Raw genomic sequence first — 19,959 nt, forward strand, 5'->3', positions numbered from 1 at the left:
CAACACATCACCCGCCCTGGGCAGCAGTAGCGGGTCGCGTAGCGTCCGCTCCATGCCGAGGACGTTGCGACTGGCTGTCGCGCAGAGCACCGTGCCAGAGGACCCCACCGACCGCGGCGCACTGCGGGCGGCCGGGCAGGAGATCCGGGCCCTGATGGCGGAGGCAGCCGGGGCGGGTGCGCAGCTGGTGCAATTCCCCGAGGGGGCGATCGTCTATCCGAGCAAGCACGTGATGGCGGCTGGCACAGACGGCGAGCTGGTCCCGGCCGACTGGCGCCGTGCCGCCTGGGACGTCATGCGCGAGGAGGCCGAGTCGATCGCTGCGCTGGCTGGGGAACTACGGTTGTGGACGGCGTTCGGTTCGCTGCACCCGCTCACGCCGCCGAACAGGCCCCACAACAGCCTCTTCATCGTCTCCGACCGCGGCGAGCTGGTCGCCAGGTACGACAAGCGGTTCCTGTCGCATACCGAGGTCTCCTACCTGTACACCCCGGGGCGCGAGCCGTTGGTCTTCGAGGTGAGCGGCTTCCGGATCGGCTGCGCGCTGTGCGTGGAGGCGCACTTTCCGCCGCTCTTCGAGGAGTACGAGCGCTTGGGCGTCGACTGCGTTCTGCTCTCCGTGATGGTCGACGATGCTCCGAGGGCGCGCGTCGCCCAGGCCTACGGGACGCTGTACTGCTACTGGGTGGGCTACGCCGTGCCAGCCCAGTTCAGTGCCACGGTGCCGTCCGGGATCGTGGCGCCCGGCGGCCGGTGGCTGGCGCAGTGCCCCGCCGACGGGCAGCCCGCTCTGGCGGTCGCGGACATCGACCTCGACTCGGCCGACACGGACATCGACGTGGCCCTTCGGTACGCCCGACCATGGCGCCGCCGGGCGCAGGACGGGCTTTACAAGGACCGGCTCGTGGCTGGGGACCCGCGCAGCGACATTCGCACAGCCTTCTGAGGACAGCCCGTTCGCCCTCACCTCTGCCCCTGTGGCTAGACTCCTTGGTCATCCGGCAACGGACGCCCGTATGCCGCGGTCACAGGCACCCCCAGCCACGCACCATCCATGAGGGCCCGGCTGACCGGCGAGCCCGTAACGCCACTGCCCAGGGCTGCGGGCGTCCTGGAAGCTATGAGCCTCTGGTAGCCGAGCCGAAGGTCCTCTCGCGAGCTTCTCCACACTCAGCTTCACCCGGGCCAATCATCTGTGCACCGGTGTCCGCTCGCGGTCTGGGATGTTCCAGCAGAGTGCGCACCACCCAAGGGGGCCGGCTCAGTGCCTCCTCCTCAGGCGAGAACGCCGCTGCGTTCCGCGAGACCGCGCAGTTCCGTTGATGTAGGGCCGGAAACCAGCAGGCTGGAGATCAAGGACTTCGTCGCCGGACGGGCGTGGGTCTCCTGCGGAGCACATCGCTCGGCGGCGAGCAATGTGCGGACGCAGTCGTTGCGGCGGCCGAGGCGGTCATAGGTGACGGCGATGTCGCCGAGGGCACGAGAGCGGCGCTCGACGCTGGGCAGCGCCTTCAGCGAGATCGCGCGAGCGGCATCGAGTGCGGCCCGTGGATCACCTGCGTGATTCTCGGCGCTGATCTTGTGGAGTTGCACGGTGAGAGGGCTGAAGCCGCCCCCGTAATCGCGCAGAAGGGTCGCGCCGCCGAGTTCCTTGGCGATGGCGGCGGCTTCGTCGGTCAGCTCCCGCATCCCGTCCCGGTCTCCTCGGCGTGCGAGGGTGTACGACGCACTTTGGACCAGGAGCCCGCGTACTGCGGTGCCGGTTCGTCCGATGCCTCGTAGATCCGGGTGGTCAGCGGCGGAGAGCGCGATCGACAACGCTTGGTCGTGCCATCCTGCCTTCCTGGCGAGCACGGCCAGCTGACGGGCGGATTCGGCGACCGCGAGGATGTCTCCTGCTGCCTCGGCGAGCTGCCGCGCGCGGTCGGCGGCCATCCAGCCGAGCTGCTGCTCGTCCATCTTCACGAACATGCGGGTGGCCAACAGGTAGCTCTTGGCCAGGAGGGTGTGCGGCTCCGTGTCGGCGACGTTGGTGAAAAGCGCGTGGCCGCCGCGGATGAGGCGGGGCAAGCGCACGGCGAGGGATGCGTAGCGGCAGGCGTCGAAGTCTGCGAGCGCGCGTGTGAAGTCGCTGGAGAGCACCTCGGAGGACGGCGCGGCCACGGTCGTGCCCAGTCCGAGCATCGCGTCCCTGATGCGGGCGACGAGCAGCTCGCCGAGCAGGGCCTCGTCGGCCTGCGCGGTTCCGCTCTCGAGCAGTGGGTAGCCGACCGTTGCGGCGACTGTGGTCGTCAGGCCCGCGAGCAACTTCCGTCTGTGCACCGGATCATCACCGCCCTCCCAACCCGGTCTACCCAACCTACTGGCGGGGAGTCGAGGGAAGGCGTGGTTGCGCCGATCGGCGGACCAAGTCGAACTTTCGGCCGGGGCACGGGCGGCGCCAAGCCAAATGTTTCGTGCGGGAGTTCGAGAGCGTCTGCGAACGCACGCAGTACGTCGACGTCGGTAGCCCCTGCACCCCGCCGCTGGCCACGATCCCGGTACTCGACTGAACGAAAGTGCGGCGCTCCGCGCAGCTGAAGCCAGCTCGCGAGCCTGCTGTGTCCGAGTGATCGGCGCCGCTACGCGGCTACGACATGGCGCGTGTCCTGGTCGCGGCGACGAGTTCGCGAACGCCGCTGGTGTGTGGGTGACGCTGGGCGAGGTCGGTGACGATGGCGCGAATGCTGGGACGGTCGCGGACCTCGGCAGGAGCAGTGCGATGGGCAGCGAGGAGAGCATGGGCGGTCTGCTCGGGTTTGTTCCAGCGCCACCAGGCGCGAGCCATATCCGTGTGGAGTCGGCCGCGGCGTTCGGCGGTGGCGAACTGGCCGGCGTGGAGGTTCCGCCCGGCGTGGACGGCGGCGCCGGCGTCGCCGAGGGACCACAAGACACCGACCTTGTAGAGGGTCACGGAGGCCGGGCTGACGGCGAAGGTCGGCCCACCGGGTTGTTCCGGGAGAAGAGCTGCGGCGCGCTCGGCGTCGCGGATCATCTCCAGGGCCCGGTCGCGGTCGCCTGCCTCAGCAGCGGCGTAGGCGACGGTGCAGAGCATCTGTGCGAAGGTCCGGGCCTGCGCGGGGGTGGTGAGTCCGGTGGTCTCGACCTGAGCGGCGGCGTGGAGGGTGACGCGCTGGGCGGTGGCGGCGCGGCCGGCGTGGCGCAGGACGATGCTGAAGGCGCGGGCGGACGCCGCACCCGCCAGGGGGTCGCCGGAGATGCGCGCATAGGTGTTGGACCGGTCGGCCGTGATCCGGCTGGCGTCATAGCGGCCGACCTTGGACAGGGTTTCGGTGGCCAGGTCGTAGCAGGCGGCGAGTCGGGCGTAGTCGGCGGCTTCGCCTTGGTCGGCGCACGCCTCGGCGGTGGCCAGGAGGTCGGGCAGCGCCTTGATCAGGTCGGCGTGCGCGCCGCGATTGAACTGAGCGCGCGTCAGGCGGTACTGGACGGCCAGGCGGTCCGCGCTCGGTGCGGCTGCGGGCGCGGGCAGCAGAGCGAGGGCCTCGTCGAGGTGGTCGAGAGCCAGCGCGGGAACGGCCAGGCCGACGGCAAGGAGGGACCGGCGTTTCATCGGGTCCTCCTCGGATACGGCCGGGCGCTGGGCGCTGGCAACTGTAGTGTCCCGGAGCGGTGTTACGCCGAGAACCGCGGCAAGTACCCCCGCAGGGATGACGAGGGCTTCGGCGAACCGCTTGAGCATGTCCAGGTCGGTCGCCGGCCGCTCGGCGGTCTCGAGACGGCTGACGGCTGAGGCGGAATAGCCGGTCGCCGTGCCGAGGTCTGCCTGACGCCAGCCGTGCTGCTGGCGGGCCCAGCGGACCAGCCCCCCGACGTCGCCGTCGGCGACGAGCTTCTGGGCGCGCGGAGAGTTCCAGTCCGGTACCTGAGCACGCATGGCCGCCCCCTTCGGGAACACCGGACATCAGCCAGCTCACGGTAGCTGGACGGTGACACCCGGTCGAGGCCGTGTGCGCAGCGCGCAAACGGCTTGCTTGCGGCGGAAATTTGCTCGGCGTTCGGCCGAGCCGGCGGTGTCCTGGTGAGGCACCACCCGTCGGGCACCGCTCGGCGGCACCCATCTGCTCTTCCGTATGGAGGGAGTCGTCATGGACGACCGGACCGCACACCCCACCACCCCCGCCGAGCCGGAGCTCGTCGAGCTCGGTGACCTCGTGGCCCTGACCCAGGGCCAGGGCGGCGGCCAGAGCGAGGACAAGCGCCGCGCCTACAACTGCGCCTGACCGACTACCCCGTGCGGCGTGGCGCCCCGGTTCCCGGGGCGCCACGCCGCACGGCCAGCCACCAGACCAGGAAGGGGTTCATCGTGATCTTCGGAGGGTTCACGCGCGGATCCGGCAGCGGGCTCCGGCCGCCCGGAGCCGCATGTCTCGGCCCGGACGGTTTGCTCTGGCAGAACGGGACGTTCGGCGCCCGGTCGTTCGGCACGCCTGCCGGAGGCCGGGTCACGGTGCTGGGATGCTGCAGCGCCACCGACGCCGAGCTGCGCTCGCTGACCCACCGGCCGCTGCCTAAGGACGTCGCCTGGCGGTGGTCCGGCGCGTACACGGTGGTCGAGCAGCGCGGACGGCACACGGTCGTGCACACTGATCCGGCCGGAGCGCTGCCGCTGTATGCCACCCGCTACGAGGGCGGTTGGGCTTGGTCGAACTCGGCGCGCGTCTTGGCCGACCTCATCGGCGCCGGGGTGGACGCTGTACGGGTCGCCGTCGCGGTGCTCTTGCCGCACGTCCCTGCCGCGGTCGGCACCAGAACGTTCTTCGCCGGCGTGCAGCAGCTCCCTCCCGGCGCCCGGATCAAGCTCGCCGCGGGCCGGGACCTGCGGGGGGCGACGGTGTGGTGCCCCGATCCCGTCCCGGGGCCGGCCCACCAGCGGCTTCGCTCCGCGCTGAAGGACGCTGTCCGGCTGCGGGTTGCGGGTGATCCCGATCTGACCTGCGACCTGTCCGGCGGTCTGGACTCCTCCTCCCTCGCCCTACTCGCCGCGACCGCCCTGCCCGAAGGCAGAACGCTGAACGCGGTCACCGTCCACCCGGCCGGCCAGACGAGCGGCGCCGATCTCACGTACGCGCGCCTGGCCGCCGCCCACCACCCGCATTTCGCCCACCACCTTCTTCCCCTGGGCCCCGAGCACCTGCCCTACACCGACATCACCGCCGTTCCGGCCACGGACGAACCCGTTCCGTCCACCCTGACCCGGGCCCGGCTCGAAGGGCAGCTGCGGTGGATGCACGACCGGTTCGGCAGCCGGACCCACCTCACCGGCGACGGCGGCGACAGCGTGCTGTTCCTGCCGGCCGCGCACCTGGCCGACCTGCTGAGCCACCGCCTCTACCGGCGGGCCGCCGCAGAAGCCACAGGCTGGGCCCGGCTTCGCCACAGCCCCGTTCTGCCGCTGCTGCGCGACGCGCGTGCCCTGACCCGCATCAACCGCGCCCAGGCCCTGACCGACCTCGCCACCGCGCTGGAAGACGGCGCCTCGACGGCCCGGGGTGACGTCCGCTGGTTCCCGGCCCCGCCGCTGCCCCACTGGGCCACGGCCGACGCCGTCCGGCTTCTGTCCCGCGCCGCCCACCAGGTCGCCGCCGAGGCCGATGCGCTGCCCGGTCTCGACATCGCGGTACGGATCCTGGTGGACGAGGTCCGCGAAGTCGCCCGGACCGCGGCCGCCGACGCCCAGCTCGCCGCGGCGTCCGGCATCGAGCTGCACAACCCCTTCGTCGACCCCCGCGTCGTCGACGCCGTACTGCGCACCGATGTCCGGGCTCGGCCCCCGCTCCACGCCTACAAGCCGGTGCTCGCCCACGCCATGGCCGACGTCCTCCCGGAGACACTGGCCTCCCGGATGACCAAAGGCAGCTTCAACGCCGACCACTACACCGGGCTGCGCGCCAACCTGCCGGAGCTCCAGCACCTGGCCGACGGCCGCCTCGCCGCTCTCGGTCTCATCGACCCAGCCGGGCTACGGGCGCACCTGGCCCAGGCCGCCGCCGGCATCCCGATGTCCCTCGCACCCCTGGAGCAGGCCCTGGCCGCCGAAGCGTGGCTCCGCACTCTCGACCACACGGCCACCACCTGGTCGCGCCCCCACAATGGAGCCCGTCGTGGATGACCTGCCCTCGTTCGTCACTTGTCCGCCAACTGTCCGCGCGGTCGACTTCGGCCACGTCCTGGTCCTCATCGACTACCGCACCGGCAGCGTCCAGGCCCTCCAGCCCCCGGCCGCAGAACGGTGGAAAGCGGTCTCCCGCACCGGAGCCCTCGACCGCATCGCCCCTGCCCTCGCCCGTCGGCTCCTTACCCTGGGTCTGCTCACCCCCGCCAGCGGGCCGGGACCGTGGACGCCTGCGCTGACCGCTTCCTCCGCTCAGGCGAGCTGGGGCAGCACCGAACATCCCGCAGGTATCACCCGGCCGCCCCGCGGCCCGCTGGCCGAGACGCTCACGGCCGCGGCCGCGCTCGCCACCGCCTTCGGCGTCACCCGCCACTCCCGCACCGGCATGCTGCACGCCCTCGCGCTCCTGTCCGTTGCCCGCGCCACGACCGTCCGAGCCGCGACACTCCAGGAGGCGACCAGCGCCGTCAACGCGGTACGGCGCGCCGGCTGGTACTCCCCCGGCCGCACCGCGTGCCTGGAGGAGTCCGTCGCCGCCGTCCTGCTGCTGCGTACCCGGCGCCTCGGCGTCCGCTGGTGCCACGGAATCGCGTCCGACCCGATCCGGCTCCACGCCTGGGTGCAGACTATGGACGGCGACGACGTCGCCGAGCCGTCCTCGACCCGCGCCTACACCCCCGTGCTCACCATCGGAGACCGCCATCACCAGTCCCGCTGACCCGATCATCTGGCTACGCACCGAGACCTGCGGGCTCGGGCCCTACCGCGCCGACCTCGTCGAGACGTACTGGCGCTGGGAACAGGAACCCGCGCTCCTGGTCGGGTACGGGCGCCAGGCCCCCGAGTCCCTGGAAGCCCGCACCGAGGGCATGGCCCACCAGCTACGCGGCGAGAACATTCGCTTCACCATCTACGACCTCTCCGGCGACGAGCCCGCCCCGGCCGGGGTCGCGACCCTGCTACCCGATCCCAGCGTCCGCACGGCCGAGTTCGTGGTCATGGTGGGGCCGGAGGTCCGCGGCCGGGGCCTGGGCACCGCCGCGACCCGGCTGACGCTCGACTACGCGTTCCACGTCACGAATCTGCGGATGGTCTGGCTCAAGGTGCTCGCGCCGAACCTGGGTGCGATCCGCGCGTACGAGAAGGCCGGCTTCCAGCACGTCGGCCCGATCCGGCAGGCTGGGTACTGGCTCGGCCAGGTGTGCGACGAAATCGTGATGGACGCTCTGGCCGCAGAGTTCACCGGGACTTCGGCTATCACCCCTGCGGTGGGCACGTCGCCGTGAGCCAATGAGTCCGGCCGACGACGACGGCGATTGAGTCATCGGGCCGAGAAGGCTGCGTACGAGCGCCCTGTCGTGCGCGCATCGTCCAGTCGCTTGTCGGTGACGCAGCGCCATCGGTGCGGCGGTCGAGGTGGCTGCTGCGCCGATTTCAGATCTATGTACGAGGGTGACTGTCATGCCTGATGCGTCCAGTGGTGTGACCATGCTTTCCGGTGGGCGGATGACCAAAGGCGTCATTCGGGTTGATGATTCCGTGCTCAGGCCGGTGACGGAGTCCTCTGGTTTCGTCGCTGCCCTGCTGAAGACTTTCGAGCAGCAGGCATTCGATGGTGCCCCGAAATATCTCGGGCAGGCTGACGGAATGGACATTCTCAGCTTTCTCCCGGGTGAGGTCCCGGCGCGTTTCCAGGTGTGGGAGGACGGTCAGGTGGCGGCTGCCGGAGCACTGCTGCGGGCCATGCACGACGCGACGCGAGGCAGCAAGCTGGCCGGCCGCTCACCAGTGGTGTGCCACCACGATGTCGGCCCGAACAACGCCGTATTCGTCGACGGCCTGCCCACCGCTTGGATCGACTTCGACACTGCGGCGCCCGGCTCGCCCTTGGAGGACCTCGGTTACGCCGCGTGGACCTGGTGCATCGCGTCCAAGTGCACCGTCCCGGTGGAGCGGCAGGCAGAGCAAGTGAAGATCCTCACCGACGCCTACGGCCTCCAGGGCCCGGAGCGTGGCGCCGTGGTCGACGCCATCCTCGAGCGACAGGCGCGCAATGCACGGTTCTGGGCCGAGCTCATGGCCTCTTCCGAGACTGCCTCCGCCGAACCCGAAGTGCTGGCAGCGAGGATCGAGTGGAGCCGCGCGGAGTTCGCGTTCACGGCCGCGAACCGGTTGGTGTTCGAGGACGCGCTCGCCTGAGCTGTCCGTCGGGCTCACGCGGTGGGCTGAAGAATGACCGGCGTCGGCCGAGACCTGCTCGAACGTCTCCATCAGCTTGAACCGTCGCGGTCCCCAACGACCCCGCGCCAGCCGAGTTCCCACTGCGCGCAGGATCGTCCAGCACGCTCAGTTCCGGACTACGGCTATTCGCCCTCGGGAGTCAGCGGTCGAAGTCTGGGTGCCGAAGGAATTCCCGGGCTCCGCGAAGGCGGGTGGCGAGGTGCTTCTGGGTGACGCGGCTGTCGAGGCGCACACTGAGTCCGCCGGGGAGGCCGCTGTCGGCGCGGCGGCCGCTCGGCAACAACGACGGGTCAAGGCCGTCCCGTTGTGCGATGAGGGTGCCGAGTTCGAGGCGAGTGATGGCGTCCAGACCGGCGAGGTGAAAGACGCCAGCCGTATCGGACAAGGTGAGTTCCCACAGTGCGGCGGCCAGGTCGCCGACGTGGACTGGGCATCGAACATCGTCTGTGAACAGAGCCCCGTCCCGCGAGCCGGCTGCCAGGGCGTGCACCAGGTGTTCGTGCTCGGATTGGCCATCGCCGATGATCAGCGAGGTCCGCGCGACGACGGCGCCCGTGCTCAGGAGCCGCACGGCCGTCTCGGCTGCTGCTTTCGCTGCCCCGTACGGCGTTACTGGGTCGGGTGAACACATTTCGTCGTAGGGGCCGTTTCTGAGACCGGAGAACACGGCGTCGCTCGAGACGTGGATCAACTTGATGCCCCGTTGCGCCGCGGCTTGGGCCAGGCGCATCCCGCCCTCGGCCGTGACTGCCCACTCGGCTCCACCGCTGCTCGCGTTGATGATCGCCGTGGGGCTGGTGACATCCAAGACCTCGTGGAGGTTCGCAGGGTTGCGCAGGTCGAGGCGGTGCCACGACACACCGGTGCCCTCGCCGGGGCGCGAGCGGAAGGTGGCGGCTGTCTCCAAGCCCGCTGATCGTCCCTGGCGGGCCAGCTCTGCGCCGAGGAATCCGCTGCCGCCCACAATCAATACCGTCACGGCATCCCACGCTAGGACAAGGAAGCCCGTCCTGGGACGGAACCGCATGAAGTGCCTGACGGGCATTCTGGCAGCAGACTGCGACGGCCCGCGGGCCGTCGCTTCTCCAGGCGCCTTGTCGTCTTGAGCACCGGCGTCCGAGGTTCAGGCTTGTGTAGGTCGTGGACCTGCCAGTTGCAGCGCGGACAGGGGGCGTCATCGCGCCCTCTTCACTCGATCGGGTCTTTCCAACTGCATTTCGCCCTCCCAGGTCCGGAGCATCCGGCAAACTCCGCTTCGTCGTGTGCCCTTCGCGTAAGGGGTGTGGTGGTTGAGGGGAGTTCACCTGCTGTGGGTCGCTACCGCCTGATCGAGTACGCGGCGGTGTTCGACCCTGCCGATCCTCCGCGTGCGGGCCGGATGGTTTTCTTCAGGCCCGTGGCGTCGATGGGGGCGCCTGAGAAGGTGACCGTTCCCCAGGGCGCCGTGCTCGGGGAGCGGGAGACGACGGTGGTGCGGGCCCGCCGTGACGGTGTCCGCTCGGCCCGGGCACCGTACTGGTGGATGCCCATCGACGCCGCGCTGCCGGTACTCGCGCGCAGCCGTCTCGACAGTGAGGGTGACGAGAGTTGCCAGTTCTGGGGGGCAGCCTCCTTGTTCGCCCTCCAGCTGCTGGCGCGCGGCCGGCTCTTCCCGGACGTGACGGCCGCGGGTTTCGACACCTGGCGCAGCACGGCTCATCTGCCGGACGAGCAGGAGTACTTCGATGTCCTCGCAGAGTCGATGCCTCCGCAGGCCCGTGCCCTGCCGTTCGGCGCGAACAGCTATCCGCTGTCCGTTCCCGAGCGCTCGTTCTTGCTCGGCGCGTTCCTCGACGCGGCTGCCGACTCCTTCGCGCGCCCTCCTGGCGGCTCGGGGGCGTACGCGGCCCGCGCTCCGCAGCACGTTCCGCACCTGACGCTGGGGGCGCAGGCCCGTCCTGCGGGGGCGCCGGTCAGTGTGCAGATCTCACTGCGCCTGGAGATCGAGGACATCGGCGACACCGGTGTGCGGGCCGTGGTCCAGGTGCAGGACGTCGACCCGCCCCAGGACCTGGTGGACGCCGGCGCGCTGTGGCGTCGCCCGGCGCCGCCGGGGTCCTCGGACGCGGCCCGGAAGGAGGGCACCCTGGTCGCTCTCCGCGGCGCCACGCGCGCCTGGTCGCCACTGGAGCGCCTGCTGGACGCAGCCGTTCCGGACGCTCTGGAGGTACGCGCCGAGGAAGTCGACGATCTCTTCGGTGACGCGGTGGACGACCTGATCGCCGCGGGCTGCGCGGTGCACTGGCCCCGCGATCTGGTCCGCTCCCTGACGATGCGGGCCGTTCTGGGCCCGAAAACGCCGGGGGCCGCCCCGTCCGGCCGACTGGGTCCGGACGCGCTGTTGGGTTTCCGATGGCAGGCGGCGCTCGGGAAGGACGGGGACCTCACCGAGGGCGAGATGGACCGGCTGGCCGAGGCGAAGCGGCCCTTCGTACGGCTACGCGACCAGTGGGTCCGTGTCGACGCGGCCGTCTTGCGCAAGGCCCGCCGCCGGAAGATCGCCGACCTCGCCGCCTTCGACGCCGTCGCGGCGGCGCTGACCGGCCAGACTGAGGTGGAGGGCGAGGTGATCGAGGTGGAGCCGGCAGGGTGGCTCGCCACCCTGCGCACCGTGCTCACCAGCCCGGTCCCCGAGACGGTGCCGCCCGATGCCCTGGCCGGCACGCTGCGCCCCTACCAGCGGCACGGCTTGTCGTGGATGCAGCAGCTCACCTCGAACGGGCTGGGCTGCTGTCTCGCCGATGACATGGGTCTGGGCAAGACCATCACCCTGATCGCACTGCACTTGGCCCGGCAGGAGACCGGCGCGACTCGAGGTCCGACTCTGGTGGTCTGCCCGGCCAGCCTGTTGGGCAACTGGGAACGCGAGGTCAGCAGGTTCGCTCCCGCGACGGGCGTACGCCGCTTCCACGGCCCGGGCCGCACGCCGGACGGCCTCGACGAGGCCGGCTTCGTCCTGACCACCTACGGCACGGCCCGGCTGGATGCCGAACGGCTCGCGGGTGTGGACTGGTCGCTGGTCGTCCTGGATGAGGCCCAGCACGTGAAGAACGCCGCCTCGTCCACGGCCCGCGCCCTGCGGAAGATCCCCTCCCGCGGCCGCGTCGCGCTCACCGGCACACCGGTCGAGAACAACCTCTCCGAACTATGGTCGGTACTGGACTGGGCCACCCCCGGGCTCCTCGGACCGCTCAAGGCGTTCCGGACCCGCTTCGCGAAGCCGATCGAGGCGCGCCGTGACCCTGCTGCCACCGCAGAACTCGCCACGCTGATCCGGCCGTTCGTGCTGCGCCGGCGCAAGAGCGATCCTGGCATCGCGCCGGAGCTGCCTCCCAAGACCGAGACGTCTGAGTTCGCGCGCCTGACCCGCGAGCAGGCGGTGCTGTACGAGGCGGTGGTCCGCGAGACGATGGCCAAGATCGAAGCGGCTGATGGCATCGCCCGCCGCGGCCTGGTCCTCAAGCTCCTCACCTCGTTGCGGCAGATCTGCAACCATCCGGCCCAGTACCTGAAGGAGGCCGACTCCGCCCGGCTGGCCGGCCGTTCGGGGAAGTTCGACCTCTTCGAGGACCTGTTGAGCGTCATGCTCGCCGAGCAGCAGTCGGTGCTGGTCTTCACGCAGTACGTCGAGATGGCCCGCTTGGTCTCCGCCCGCCTCGGTCAGCAGCACATCGATCACCGCCTCCTGCACGGCGGCACGCCGGTAGCCGGCCGTCCTGCTCTTGTGGATGCCTTCCAGAGCGGCGACTTCAAGGTGTTCCTGCTGTCGCTGCGGGCCGCTGGCACCGGCCTGACTCTCACCCGCGCCCAGCACGTCGTCTTCCTGGACCAGTGGTGGAACCCTGCCGTGATGGGCCAAGCCGCCGACCGCGCCTACCGCATCGGCACCCGCCATCCCGTCCAGGTCCACAGCCTGATCAGCGAGGGCACTGTCGAAGAGCGGATCGCCGAGCTCCTGGCCGCGAAGAAGGATCTCGCCGACTCCGTCCTCTCTGACGTGAGCAGCGGATTGACCGAGCTGAACGACGAGGAGCTCTTCGACCTGATCGCGCTCAGGAGCAGTGGATGACCCTCACCGACCACAACCCCCACCGGATGCGGTTCACCCCCTTTGACCCGCTCCCGGGGGGCGAGCTGTGCGAAGGTGCCGGCGGCCGCCTCTGGCTGGAAGCGCTCTCGCCCCAGGCCAGGGGCACCGTGAAGAGCCCCTTCGGCCGCGCCCGCGCCTATGCCCGGACCGCCGCCGTGACGCACCTGGTGATCGAGCCCGGCATCATCCGGTGCTGGATCAACGAGACCACCGGCATCGCCCCGGCCCCGCGCACGTACGTGCCCCAGCCCAACCCGACGATCCACATCCCGGTCCTGGACCACGGGCAGTGGCGCGACCTCACCGTGATCACCCGCCACCTGACCGACCGGCTCGTACGCATGCCGGCCGAGGACGTCCTCCAAGAGCTCGTTGTCGCAGGTGCCCGCAACGGCCTCCGCCTCCTGCCGGCCCTCGGCCAGTGCCGCGCCTCATGCGGCTGTTCCAGCCGCAGCGCCTGGTGCAAGCACGCCGCCACAGCCCTGATCCAGGTCGCTCGCTGCCTCGACGCGATGCCCCTCGTCCTTCTCCTGCTCCGCGGCCGCCCCCCGGTCGACTTCTTCACCGGCCTCCAGGACCCCGACCACCCCAGCCTCCAGCACCACGATCACAGGCACGCGCCGCTTCCGCCGGTCACCTCCGCCCACATCGCCTTCCACGACGGGGAACAGGCCACTCGCCCGCCCCTCCCACCGATCGTGAGCTCTCCCGACCAGCCGGCCGTCCCCGGCGTCCGCGGTTTCGCCGACCACAGCCTTGCCGGGCTCGCCAGCGACACAGCCCGGCGGGCTCACTCTCTTCTGCGCACGCTGACCGAGGGCGTCACCACGGCGACGGCACGGCCGACGGACATCTTCGCGGAGGCGGAGCCGGGCGGTGGTTCACCGGTCTCGCCCCAGCTCCCTCAGATTCCGCTGCAGCAGCGGCTCAGAGAACTCCAGGAGGCCACGGGCATGACCAAGGCGGAACTGGCCCAGGCCGTCCGCGACTGGGGCCTCAACGGCTGACCCCGCCGCGGTGACCTATCGGGGCGGCTCTGCCGGGCGAAGGCCGTCCGGGGACGCGGAGGGGAGTTGGTGGTCACCCAGCTGGCTTCCCGGCGGCCAGAGGCGGCTTGAGGTGAGGGCCGAAACCGAACTGCCGCACAGCAGCGCCGCAGGGCCCCGTACTCGACAGCGCGCTGTGCCCGGGCCAAGAGCCGGCCCCGACACAGCAGTGCCGATCTCATGCCGGTGGCGGCGCCGTTTCCCGCTGCGGTTCCACGGGCGAGGCCCAGTTGCAGGAGCTGCTCGGGACCGGGGCAGATGGGCTTCGTCGGTGGTCAGGTGGCAGGGCCGGCGCCTCAGTCCGCCGGCTTCCTCGGCGAGACCGTCATCGACGAGCGTGTCTTCACGGACGGCGGATCGCGGTGCGGTGCAGACCGCCGGCTAGGGCGGTGACGCGTGCGCTCGGACCGGTGACGCTACCGAATGACGCTGCCCCCGTTCCCTCGACCTCTGCGTTGACCTGCTTCTTTGCCGTCCGGGCGATCGAGAGGCGGACGCTGATGACGCTCTGGCGCACCATGCCTCTATCTTCTTCCCTCCTCCTCCTCCTTCTTCTTTTCAGAGAGATGGGGAGCTAGAGCGTCATAGCGTCATAGAGCCGGTTGGTGGGAGAGAAACCCCCAGGTCGGCGCCGGTGAGGGCCGGGTATCGGGTGCGTCATGGGAAGCGTCAGCACCGTGTCATCGCTGCGCGGGCGAGGCCGTTCTCCGGCGACCCGTCGGCCGTCGACAACGGGCCCGGTCCAGCGCGCAGCGGCCGGGAAGGCAGGCTGAAGTCCCAGAAGGTGCCTTCGGTTCGCGCGGGCCGGTCTCCCGACGGTGTCCGGGACGTGCTGAAGGCCCGCGCGTCTCGGGTGGGCGGCGGGTTCGGTGACGGTGTGAGGGCTGGTTCGCAGCCGTACGGGGGCCTGAGGTCAGACCGGTGGTCCGGAGTCCGGACGAAGGGTGATGAGGAAGCCGCGGGTGGCGCTGGTGCGGGGCAGCTTGCGGATGTCGATGCCGCGTTGACGCAGGGCGGGTGCGAGGGAGGTCAGGCGGGCGGAGAGCAGGGCGGTGGTCTTGGGCCAGGCCTCGGGGATGGGCCCGGGTGGTCGCAGCACTTCGTCGATCTGGCCGGTGGTGGCCCGCCACTCGGTGCTTCCGGCGGTGGCGGACCAGCGGGTGAGGGCGGTGGCGACCGGGTCGGCGTCGATGACGTCGTCGGTGACCGCGTCCTGGGAGCCGGTGTAGGTGGACAGGGTGTCCCAGCCGGTGACCGCGTCGAGTGCCCACAGCAGTTCGGCCCAGTCGGCCATCCGCGGCTTCTGGTCGAGCTGGTCGGCCGCGTCGGGCAGGCGCGCCCACACCGCGGCCGCCAGGTCGAGCAGGCCGCCGAGGATGCGGCCGTGGGCGGCGCGGTAGCGGCGCCACAGCTCGTGTTCGCTGCGCCGGGCCTTGGGGTCGATGGCCTCCAGGGTGAAGGGGAGCAGGCGTTCGGCGAGGTCGGGCTGGAGGGCGCCGACGTCGATGCCGGTTAGCAGGACCGGGCGTTGGTAGGCCCAGGAGGTGACGTCGTCGTCGGTGTAGACCTCGCGCTTGGCGACGGAGGCCCCGGTGACCGCCCGGCACAGGAAGTCCGAGAGCCACTGGGGGATGCCGGCGAGGTTGTCCAGGCCCATGGTCCACCCGGCGGACGCGGCCACCGCGCCGTCGTCCTCGCTGCGCGGGACGTTGCGGACCTCGGCGCGGATCCCGTCGAGTACGCGCAGCAGCTGCCGGGCGGAGGTGGTCTTGGCGGTGCCGCGCTCCCCGTTGAAGTACGCGATCGGGCGGGGCATGTCCGGGCGCAGTCCGGCCAGCAGCCAGGCGACCGCCATCCGCCAGGACGGCTCCGCCAGCGCGGACAGCTCGCGCAGCAGTCCGAGTCCGGCCTGCCAGCCGCCCGGATCGCGTTCGGGCATGGGGAGTTCGCCGGTCAGCCGGGTGCGCCGCCACAGCGGGCCCTCGCCGGTGGGCGGGGTGGTCACCGACCAGGTGCCCGGCTCGATCAGCACGCTGAGTCCGTCGGAGCGGCCCAGGTCGAACCAGGTCGCCTGGTCGTCGGCCGGGTCGGGAGCGATCCGCAGGCAGACCGGCTGTTCCTCGGCGTCCAGGGCCAGGGCGTCCATGGAGGCGATCGCGTCGGTCAGGCAGCCCTGGGACGGGGAGCGGCCGGTGCGCAGGACGTAGGCGCGGTTGAGGAGTTGGCGCAGGGAGCCGGTTCCGCCGAAGCCGCCCTTGGCGCGCAGCGGGCGCGCGATCGGCGGCCCGTCCACGGGCACGGCGTACGCGGTCTGGTCGTGGCGCACCAGCTGGTACTGGTCCATGCCCAGGTGCAGCAGGATGTCGGCCTGCGACAGCTTCGGCTCCCGCTCCGCGGGCCGGGCCCCGTCCGGCCCGCCCGCGCCGGCCGATTCGGCCGGGTCGGCGGGTTGGGGTTCTCGGGCCGGGGAGGGCAGCGCGGCGCGGGAGGTGAGGGGGTGGTTCATGACCGTGCTCCCGGGCTCGGGATGGTGCGCGGCGAGCGCATGCCCGCCTGAAGTGCGCGGCGGAGGGTGGACTGGGCTTTGGCTTCGCCGGGGTCGACCCCGGCCTGGGCGGCGGCGTCGGTGAGCGCCTGGTGGACCTGGTCGTGCTCCAGCAGCCCGGCGCCGACCAGCTGACCGAGCCGGAACCCGGCGCGGTTGAGCGTGTCGTTGCGGCCGGCGCGGGCCGATGCCACGGCCTCGAGTTCGCCGCGCAGCGCCGCGGCGGCGTACGCGGAGGCGTCCCGCGTACCGCTCTCGCGGGCGGGATGGGGAAGCCGGACTCGGCGGGGCGGGCCGGTGGCCACATCGCGGTGGCGCAGCCCGACGCGGTCCAGCTCCAGCGCGACCCAGCGCGGCAGCCGTGCCGGCCGCTCCTGGTGCCCGACCATCCGGTAGCGGCCGGCCGCGGTGACGGTGCCGGGCGCGACTGCGGTGGACCAGCCGGCCCGTACGTCGACCTGCCAGCCGAGCCGGCCCGCGCCCTGCACGTACCGGCTCGTCTCCCCGGCCTGGTACCACAGGTGGATCCCGCCGGACGGGGTCTGCACGGTCAGCGTCGCCGGGGCCTCCAGCAAGCTGCCCGCCCGCCGTACCCGGCACAGCAACTCCAGCACGTCCACCCCGCTCCGCACCCGGCCCAAATCTGTGTCCCGGTGCTGGGTCAGGTCCACGCCCGGCAGCAACAGCGCCTGCTCCGGCGGCGGACGGTCGTGGTCGTCGAGGTCGAGCACCACCAGGCCGGACGGCCCCGCGGCCACGCCGACGCCGAAGTCCCGGCCACGCCACCAGCGGTGGATCAGCTCCCGCTCCCGCGTCGCCGCCCGGACCCCGTGGCAGTACCGCCCCTCCTCACGGCACGCACACCCATCCGCATCGGGGAAGCCGCACGGCGGGCGCGCCCCGGCCGACGGCGGCCGACACCGGCGGCAGTTGCCCGCCGGACGCTTCGACCCGGGCAGCAGCGGATGCACCCACCACCCCCGCTCAGCGCACCGCAGGGCCACCTCCAGTCCCCCGTTCACGCCGCACTCACCGCCTCCCGGCACCCGCCCGCCGCCGGCTGCGGCACGCGGATCTCGTCGTGCAGCGGACGCGCCGCCAGAGCCGCCAGCCGCTGCCGCCATCCACCGACCTCCTCCGAAGCCGGGGGCCGCTCCGCAACCCGGATCTGGCCGAGCCGCTCGGCGAGAAGGAGCTCCGCGCAGCGCTGCCGCGCCTCCTCGGCCGCCGCACGGGCCTGCACCTCACCGCCGCGCCGCGCCCGCTCGACGCCGAAGACCCGTTCCGCCTCCGCCCGGGCCTCCTCCGAGGCCAGCAGAGCGTCCATCGCGCGGGCCCGCTCCTGCCGCAGCAACTCCTCGGCGAGGGTGCGCGCCTCCCAGGCCACCGCGGCCTCCGGCATCCCCTCGCGCCGCAACCGCCCCGCCAACCGGCCGACTTCGTCCTCCAGCCGGACCCGGCACGCGACCAACCGCTCGGCCACCACGCCCAGTTCCCGCACCGGCCCGCTCACCACGGCCGCGACCTGCGCCGCCTGCTCCACAGCCGCACGGGCCGTGCGGTTCTGCGAACACACCAGGCACAAGCCACCTGCCTCCGGCACCCCGCACTCCTCGCACGGCCGGGCCGCCAACGCGGCCTTCGCCGACTCGAGCTCTTCACGCTGCTGCGCCCAGACCACCTCGCGGCGCGCCCGCTCCACCGCAGCCTGCTCGCGCCGGACAGCGTCCCGCGCGGCCCGCTGCGCTACCTCCCGGCTCAGCCGCCGCTCAACCTCCGCCCGCGCCTCGGCCGGCGTCAGGCGGGGCAGCTCGGCGGCGACGGCCCGCGAGACCTGGTGCCGCAGCGCCCGGCGGTCCCCGATCAGCAGCTCGCAGCTCGGGCACACCAGCCCAGTGTCCATCCGCACCTGGTCGTCGCACGCCATCGCGTAGCACTCCGCCCGCTGCGGCAGACCCCGCGACAGCAGCCAGCCGACCGGCTCACGCACCCGCTCACCGTGCTGAGCAGCAAGCCGTCGCTCCAACCGCTCAGCCAGCACCACCGGCGCCTGCTCCGAACCCACGATCCCGGCCACCCGCCGCAACTCGGCCTGGAGCGCCACCCGCACCCGGGTGCGCCCCCCGGCATGCCCGATCCGGGCCCACTCCAGCCGGACCGGGTCCAGAACCCGCTCCAAGCCCCGCGGCAGCGACCACCGCAGCGGCACCGGCTTCGCAACCACCGGCTCAGGAGCCGTCTGGCACTCCCCCGCTCGATCCGCCTGCTGTTCCCCGCGAAGCGGGCCACCCCGGCCACCCGGCTCGTCGACCACGCCGATCCGGCCCGAGCCCGATCCGCATTCGGTCTCGCGCCCGTCCGCGCGCTCCGGCAACGGTGGGAACTGCGATGCGGCTTCGCCGGAAAAGCAAGACGAAGCAGCACCAGAACCACCATGAGCAACCACCGGCGCGTGGTCGGCGTGGAGCAGCGCACCACCAGTCTCCGCCCCGGAGGCCTCGATGCCTTCTTGATCCTTGCATTCCCCCAGGTCAGAAGCGTTCTCCGAGTCAGTCCGGAGAACCTCGGTAGCCTCCTGATCCCTGAGTGCACCATCACCTCCGCGGTCCCAGCCGCCGTCCACGACCGCGAAGAACCCCTCCTGGACCCACCCCTCCCCCGGCTCCTCCGGCCCTGCTTCGTCCAACCCCGAAGCGCAGTGCACGCAGACTCGAACCTGTTCCGGGGCGACGTCCTCAGCCTGTTCAGCCTCGGCCGGATCGGGCACGACCCGCAGCTCCGCAGCAGGACTCCGGCCGTGGGCGGCCGCTACCGCCGGCACCACCATCCGGATCCGGGCACCAGGCACACCCCGGCCCCGCACCTCCAACAAACCCTGCTGGATCAGCCCGTCCACTACCCGGGCCGCCTCCGCGGTGGAACACCCCAACATCCGCGCGACCGTCGCATCCGCACGATCCCAGCCAGCCGCCACCGCCCCGCCCACCAGCCGTACCCGCCCATCCGACCGGGCAGCCAGCACCAACCGCAGCAACGCCAGCCGCTCCGCCGCCGCCCCTCGACCCTGCCGAGCACCAAGCAGACCCGCAGGCGTCTCCCGCTTACCCACCGGCGCCCAACCCGGCGCGAACAGCGCCTCGCACAACGCCAACAGGACAGCCAGCTCACGCTTCTTCAGCACCAGGGCCTGCGGGTTGCCCCGGGCTTGAGCGGCAGTCAGTGGCAGTAGCTCCCAACGAAGGCCATCAACCCGACGCACCCCGTCCACCGTCTTCGTCACGACCTCCGTCGCCACCGTGCCAGAACCACGCAGCCCAGGCAGCACCCGATGATCGACGTAGGACTTCGATACCCCCAGCCACCGGGCCAGCTCCCCCGCGCGCAGCTCCAACCGCGACTCTCCCGCCGGCGACTTCGCCAACAGGACCGTGGCACCCAATACCTCGGCGAGTGGGCGCTGGTAGACCGCTCGGTCTGATAGCAGGGCATCGAGAGCGCTTGAGAGCCGCTGCCTCATCTTCGGGCGCAGCACCAGCGGTTCGGGAAGCCCTTCCTTGTCGGAGGAACGGGGTGTGCTTTGCCACCGCGGATGAGTCGACGTCCATCGACCACCCTCGGATGTCCTTTTTGTTCTGATTTGGGCATCGTCCGGGGGAGACTCGTTCGAGGCTCTTTTTGGCAATACGGGACTAGCCCTATGGTTGGCGGCTATGATCTGCTCCAGAACTGCATAGGGATGAAGGCACAACGCGACCGACCGCTCGACCGATGGACGGAGAATTCCTGGTCAGCGGGGGTGAAGTTGAGATCCGCTTGAGGGCGGAAG

15 protein-coding genes are annotated in these 19,959 nt (G+C 71.5%); 8 read left to right on the plus strand and 7 right to left on the minus strand.

Annotated elements, in window-relative coordinates; translation table 11 throughout:
- Positions 1-52: 52 nt before the first annotated feature.
- Complete coding sequence (locus RI578_RS41420; RefSeq protein ID WP_310876168.1) at positions 53-946, plus strand: carbon-nitrogen hydrolase family protein; 894 nt, start codon at positions 53-55, stop codon at positions 944-946.
- Between the two features lie 329 nt (positions 947-1,275).
- Here RI578_RS41420 and RI578_RS41425 read toward each other — a convergent pair whose 3' ends face one another.
- Positions 1,276-2,307, minus strand: a complete 1,032-nt coding sequence (locus RI578_RS41425) for an XRE family transcriptional regulator (protein WP_310876169.1) — start codon at positions 2,305-2,307, stop codon at positions 1,276-1,278.
- A 322-nt stretch (positions 2,308-2,629) separates the two neighbouring features.
- Positions 2,630-3,934: a helix-turn-helix domain-containing protein gene (locus RI578_RS41430; RefSeq protein ID WP_310876170.1), complete on the minus strand. Its 1,305-nt coding sequence runs from the start codon at positions 3,932-3,934 to the stop codon at positions 2,630-2,632.
- A gap of 211 nt (positions 3,935-4,145) precedes the next feature.
- Between RI578_RS41430 and RI578_RS41435 the strand changes: the two genes are divergently transcribed.
- The 5 genes from RI578_RS41435 to RI578_RS41455 all read left to right on the plus strand — a co-directional run bounded on the left by RI578_RS41435 (position 4,146) and on the right by RI578_RS41455 (position 8,371).
- The gene (locus RI578_RS41435) at positions 4,146-4,280 is read left to right on the plus strand and encodes an albusnodin family lasso peptide (RefSeq protein WP_310876171.1); all 135 of its coding nucleotides are present in this window, start codon (positions 4,146-4,148) and stop codon (positions 4,278-4,280) included.
- A gap of 83 nt (positions 4,281-4,363) precedes the next feature.
- Complete coding sequence (locus RI578_RS41440) at positions 4,364-6,169, plus strand: albusnodin/ikarugamycin family macrolactam cyclase (RefSeq protein WP_310876172.1); 1,806 nt, start codon at positions 4,364-4,366, stop codon at positions 6,167-6,169.
- Positions 6,162-6,890 carry a lasso peptide biosynthesis B2 protein gene (locus RI578_RS41445; protein ID WP_310876173.1) on the plus strand — a complete coding sequence of 243 codons (729 nt, stop codon included), beginning with the start codon at positions 6,162-6,164 and terminating at the stop codon, positions 6,888-6,890. The genes RI578_RS41440 and RI578_RS41445 overlap by 8 nt, the downstream gene beginning before the upstream one ends.
- A gap of 4 nt (positions 6,891-6,894) precedes the next feature.
- Entirely contained in the window at positions 6,895-7,458 is a 564-nt protein-coding gene (locus RI578_RS41450) for a GNAT family protein (RefSeq protein ID WP_310876254.1), read from the plus strand.
- A 175-nt stretch (positions 7,459-7,633) separates the two neighbouring features.
- Complete coding sequence (locus RI578_RS41455; protein WP_310876174.1) at positions 7,634-8,371, plus strand: phosphotransferase; 738 nt, start codon at positions 7,634-7,636, stop codon at positions 8,369-8,371.
- Between the two features lie 181 nt (positions 8,372-8,552).
- Here RI578_RS41455 and RI578_RS41460 read toward each other — a convergent pair whose 3' ends face one another.
- Complete coding sequence (locus RI578_RS41460; protein WP_310876175.1) at positions 8,553-9,392, minus strand: sugar nucleotide-binding protein; 840 nt, start codon at positions 9,390-9,392, stop codon at positions 8,553-8,555.
- A gap of 399 nt (positions 9,393-9,791) precedes the next feature.
- On the opposite strand from RI578_RS41460, the gene RI578_RS41465 reads away from it, so the two are divergent.
- Together RI578_RS41465 and RI578_RS41470 are read left to right on the plus strand one after the other, a co-directional pair.
- Entirely contained in the window at positions 9,792-12,521 is a 2,730-nt protein-coding gene (locus tag RI578_RS41465) for a DEAD/DEAH box helicase (protein WP_310876255.1), read from the plus strand.
- On the plus strand, positions 12,518-13,549 hold the full coding sequence (locus tag RI578_RS41470) for a hypothetical protein (RefSeq protein ID WP_310876176.1): 1,032 nt from the start codon (positions 12,518-12,520) through the stop codon (positions 13,547-13,549). Before RI578_RS41465 ends, RI578_RS41470 begins: the two co-directional genes overlap by 4 nt.
- A gap of 382 nt (positions 13,550-13,931) precedes the next feature.
- On the opposite strand, the gene RI578_RS41475 is transcribed toward RI578_RS41470, so the two are convergent.
- From RI578_RS41475 to RI578_RS41490, 4 genes are all read right to left on the minus strand, one after another.
- Positions 13,932-14,108 carry a hypothetical protein gene (locus RI578_RS41475; protein ID WP_310876177.1) on the minus strand — a complete coding sequence of 59 codons (177 nt, stop codon included), beginning with the start codon at positions 14,106-14,108 and terminating at the stop codon, positions 13,932-13,934.
- A 393-nt stretch (positions 14,109-14,501) separates the two neighbouring features.
- Positions 14,502-16,094 (minus strand): hypothetical protein, encoded by a 1,593-nt coding sequence (locus RI578_RS41480; RefSeq protein ID WP_310876178.1) that lies wholly within the window; start codon positions 16,092-16,094, stop codon positions 14,502-14,504.
- Positions 16,091-17,155 carry a bifunctional DNA primase/polymerase gene (locus RI578_RS41485; RefSeq protein WP_310876179.1) on the minus strand — a complete coding sequence of 355 codons (1,065 nt, stop codon included), beginning with the start codon at positions 17,153-17,155 and terminating at the stop codon, positions 16,091-16,093. The genes RI578_RS41480 and RI578_RS41485 overlap by 4 nt, the downstream gene beginning before the upstream one ends.
- Positions 17,152-19,524, minus strand: a complete 2,373-nt coding sequence (locus RI578_RS41490; protein WP_310876180.1) for a hypothetical protein — start codon at positions 19,522-19,524, stop codon at positions 17,152-17,154. The genes RI578_RS41485 and RI578_RS41490 overlap by 4 nt, the downstream gene beginning before the upstream one ends.
- Between the last annotated feature and the right edge of the window lie 435 nt (positions 19,525-19,959).

It is taken from the genome of Streptomyces sp. BB1-1-1, from assembly GCF_031597775.1.
Lineage (GTDB): Bacteria > Actinomycetota > Actinomycetes > Streptomycetales > Streptomycetaceae > Streptomyces > Streptomyces thinghirensis.

Bases quoted from the DNA above. Each gene is read 5' to 3' on its own strand.
- RI578_RS41420 (WP_310876168.1), top strand. From the start codon at position 53: ATGCCGAGGACGTTGCGACTGGCTGTCGCGCAGAGCACCGTGCCAGAG.
- RI578_RS41430 (WP_310876170.1), bottom strand. From the start codon at position 3,934: ATGCGTGCTCAGGTACCGGACTGGAACTCTCCGCGCGCCCAGAAGCTC.
- RI578_RS41435 (WP_310876171.1), top strand. From the start codon at position 4,146: ATGGACGACCGGACCGCACACCCCACCACCCCCGCCGAGCCGGAGCTC.
- RI578_RS41455 (WP_310876174.1), top strand. From the start codon at position 7,634: ATGCCTGATGCGTCCAGTGGTGTGACCATGCTTTCCGGTGGGCGGATG.
- RI578_RS41465 (WP_310876255.1), top strand. From the start codon at position 9,792: ATGGTTTTCTTCAGGCCCGTGGCGTCGATGGGGGCGCCTGAGAAGGTG.
- RI578_RS41470 (WP_310876176.1), top strand. From the start codon at position 12,518: ATGACCCTCACCGACCACAACCCCCACCGGATGCGGTTCACCCCCTTT.
- RI578_RS41475 (WP_310876177.1), bottom strand. From the start codon at position 14,108: ATGGTGCGCCAGAGCGTCATCAGCGTCCGCCTCTCGATCGCCCGGACG.
- RI578_RS41480 (WP_310876178.1), bottom strand. From the start codon at position 16,094: ATGAACCACCCCCTCACCTCCCGCGCCGCGCTGCCCTCCCCGGCCCGA.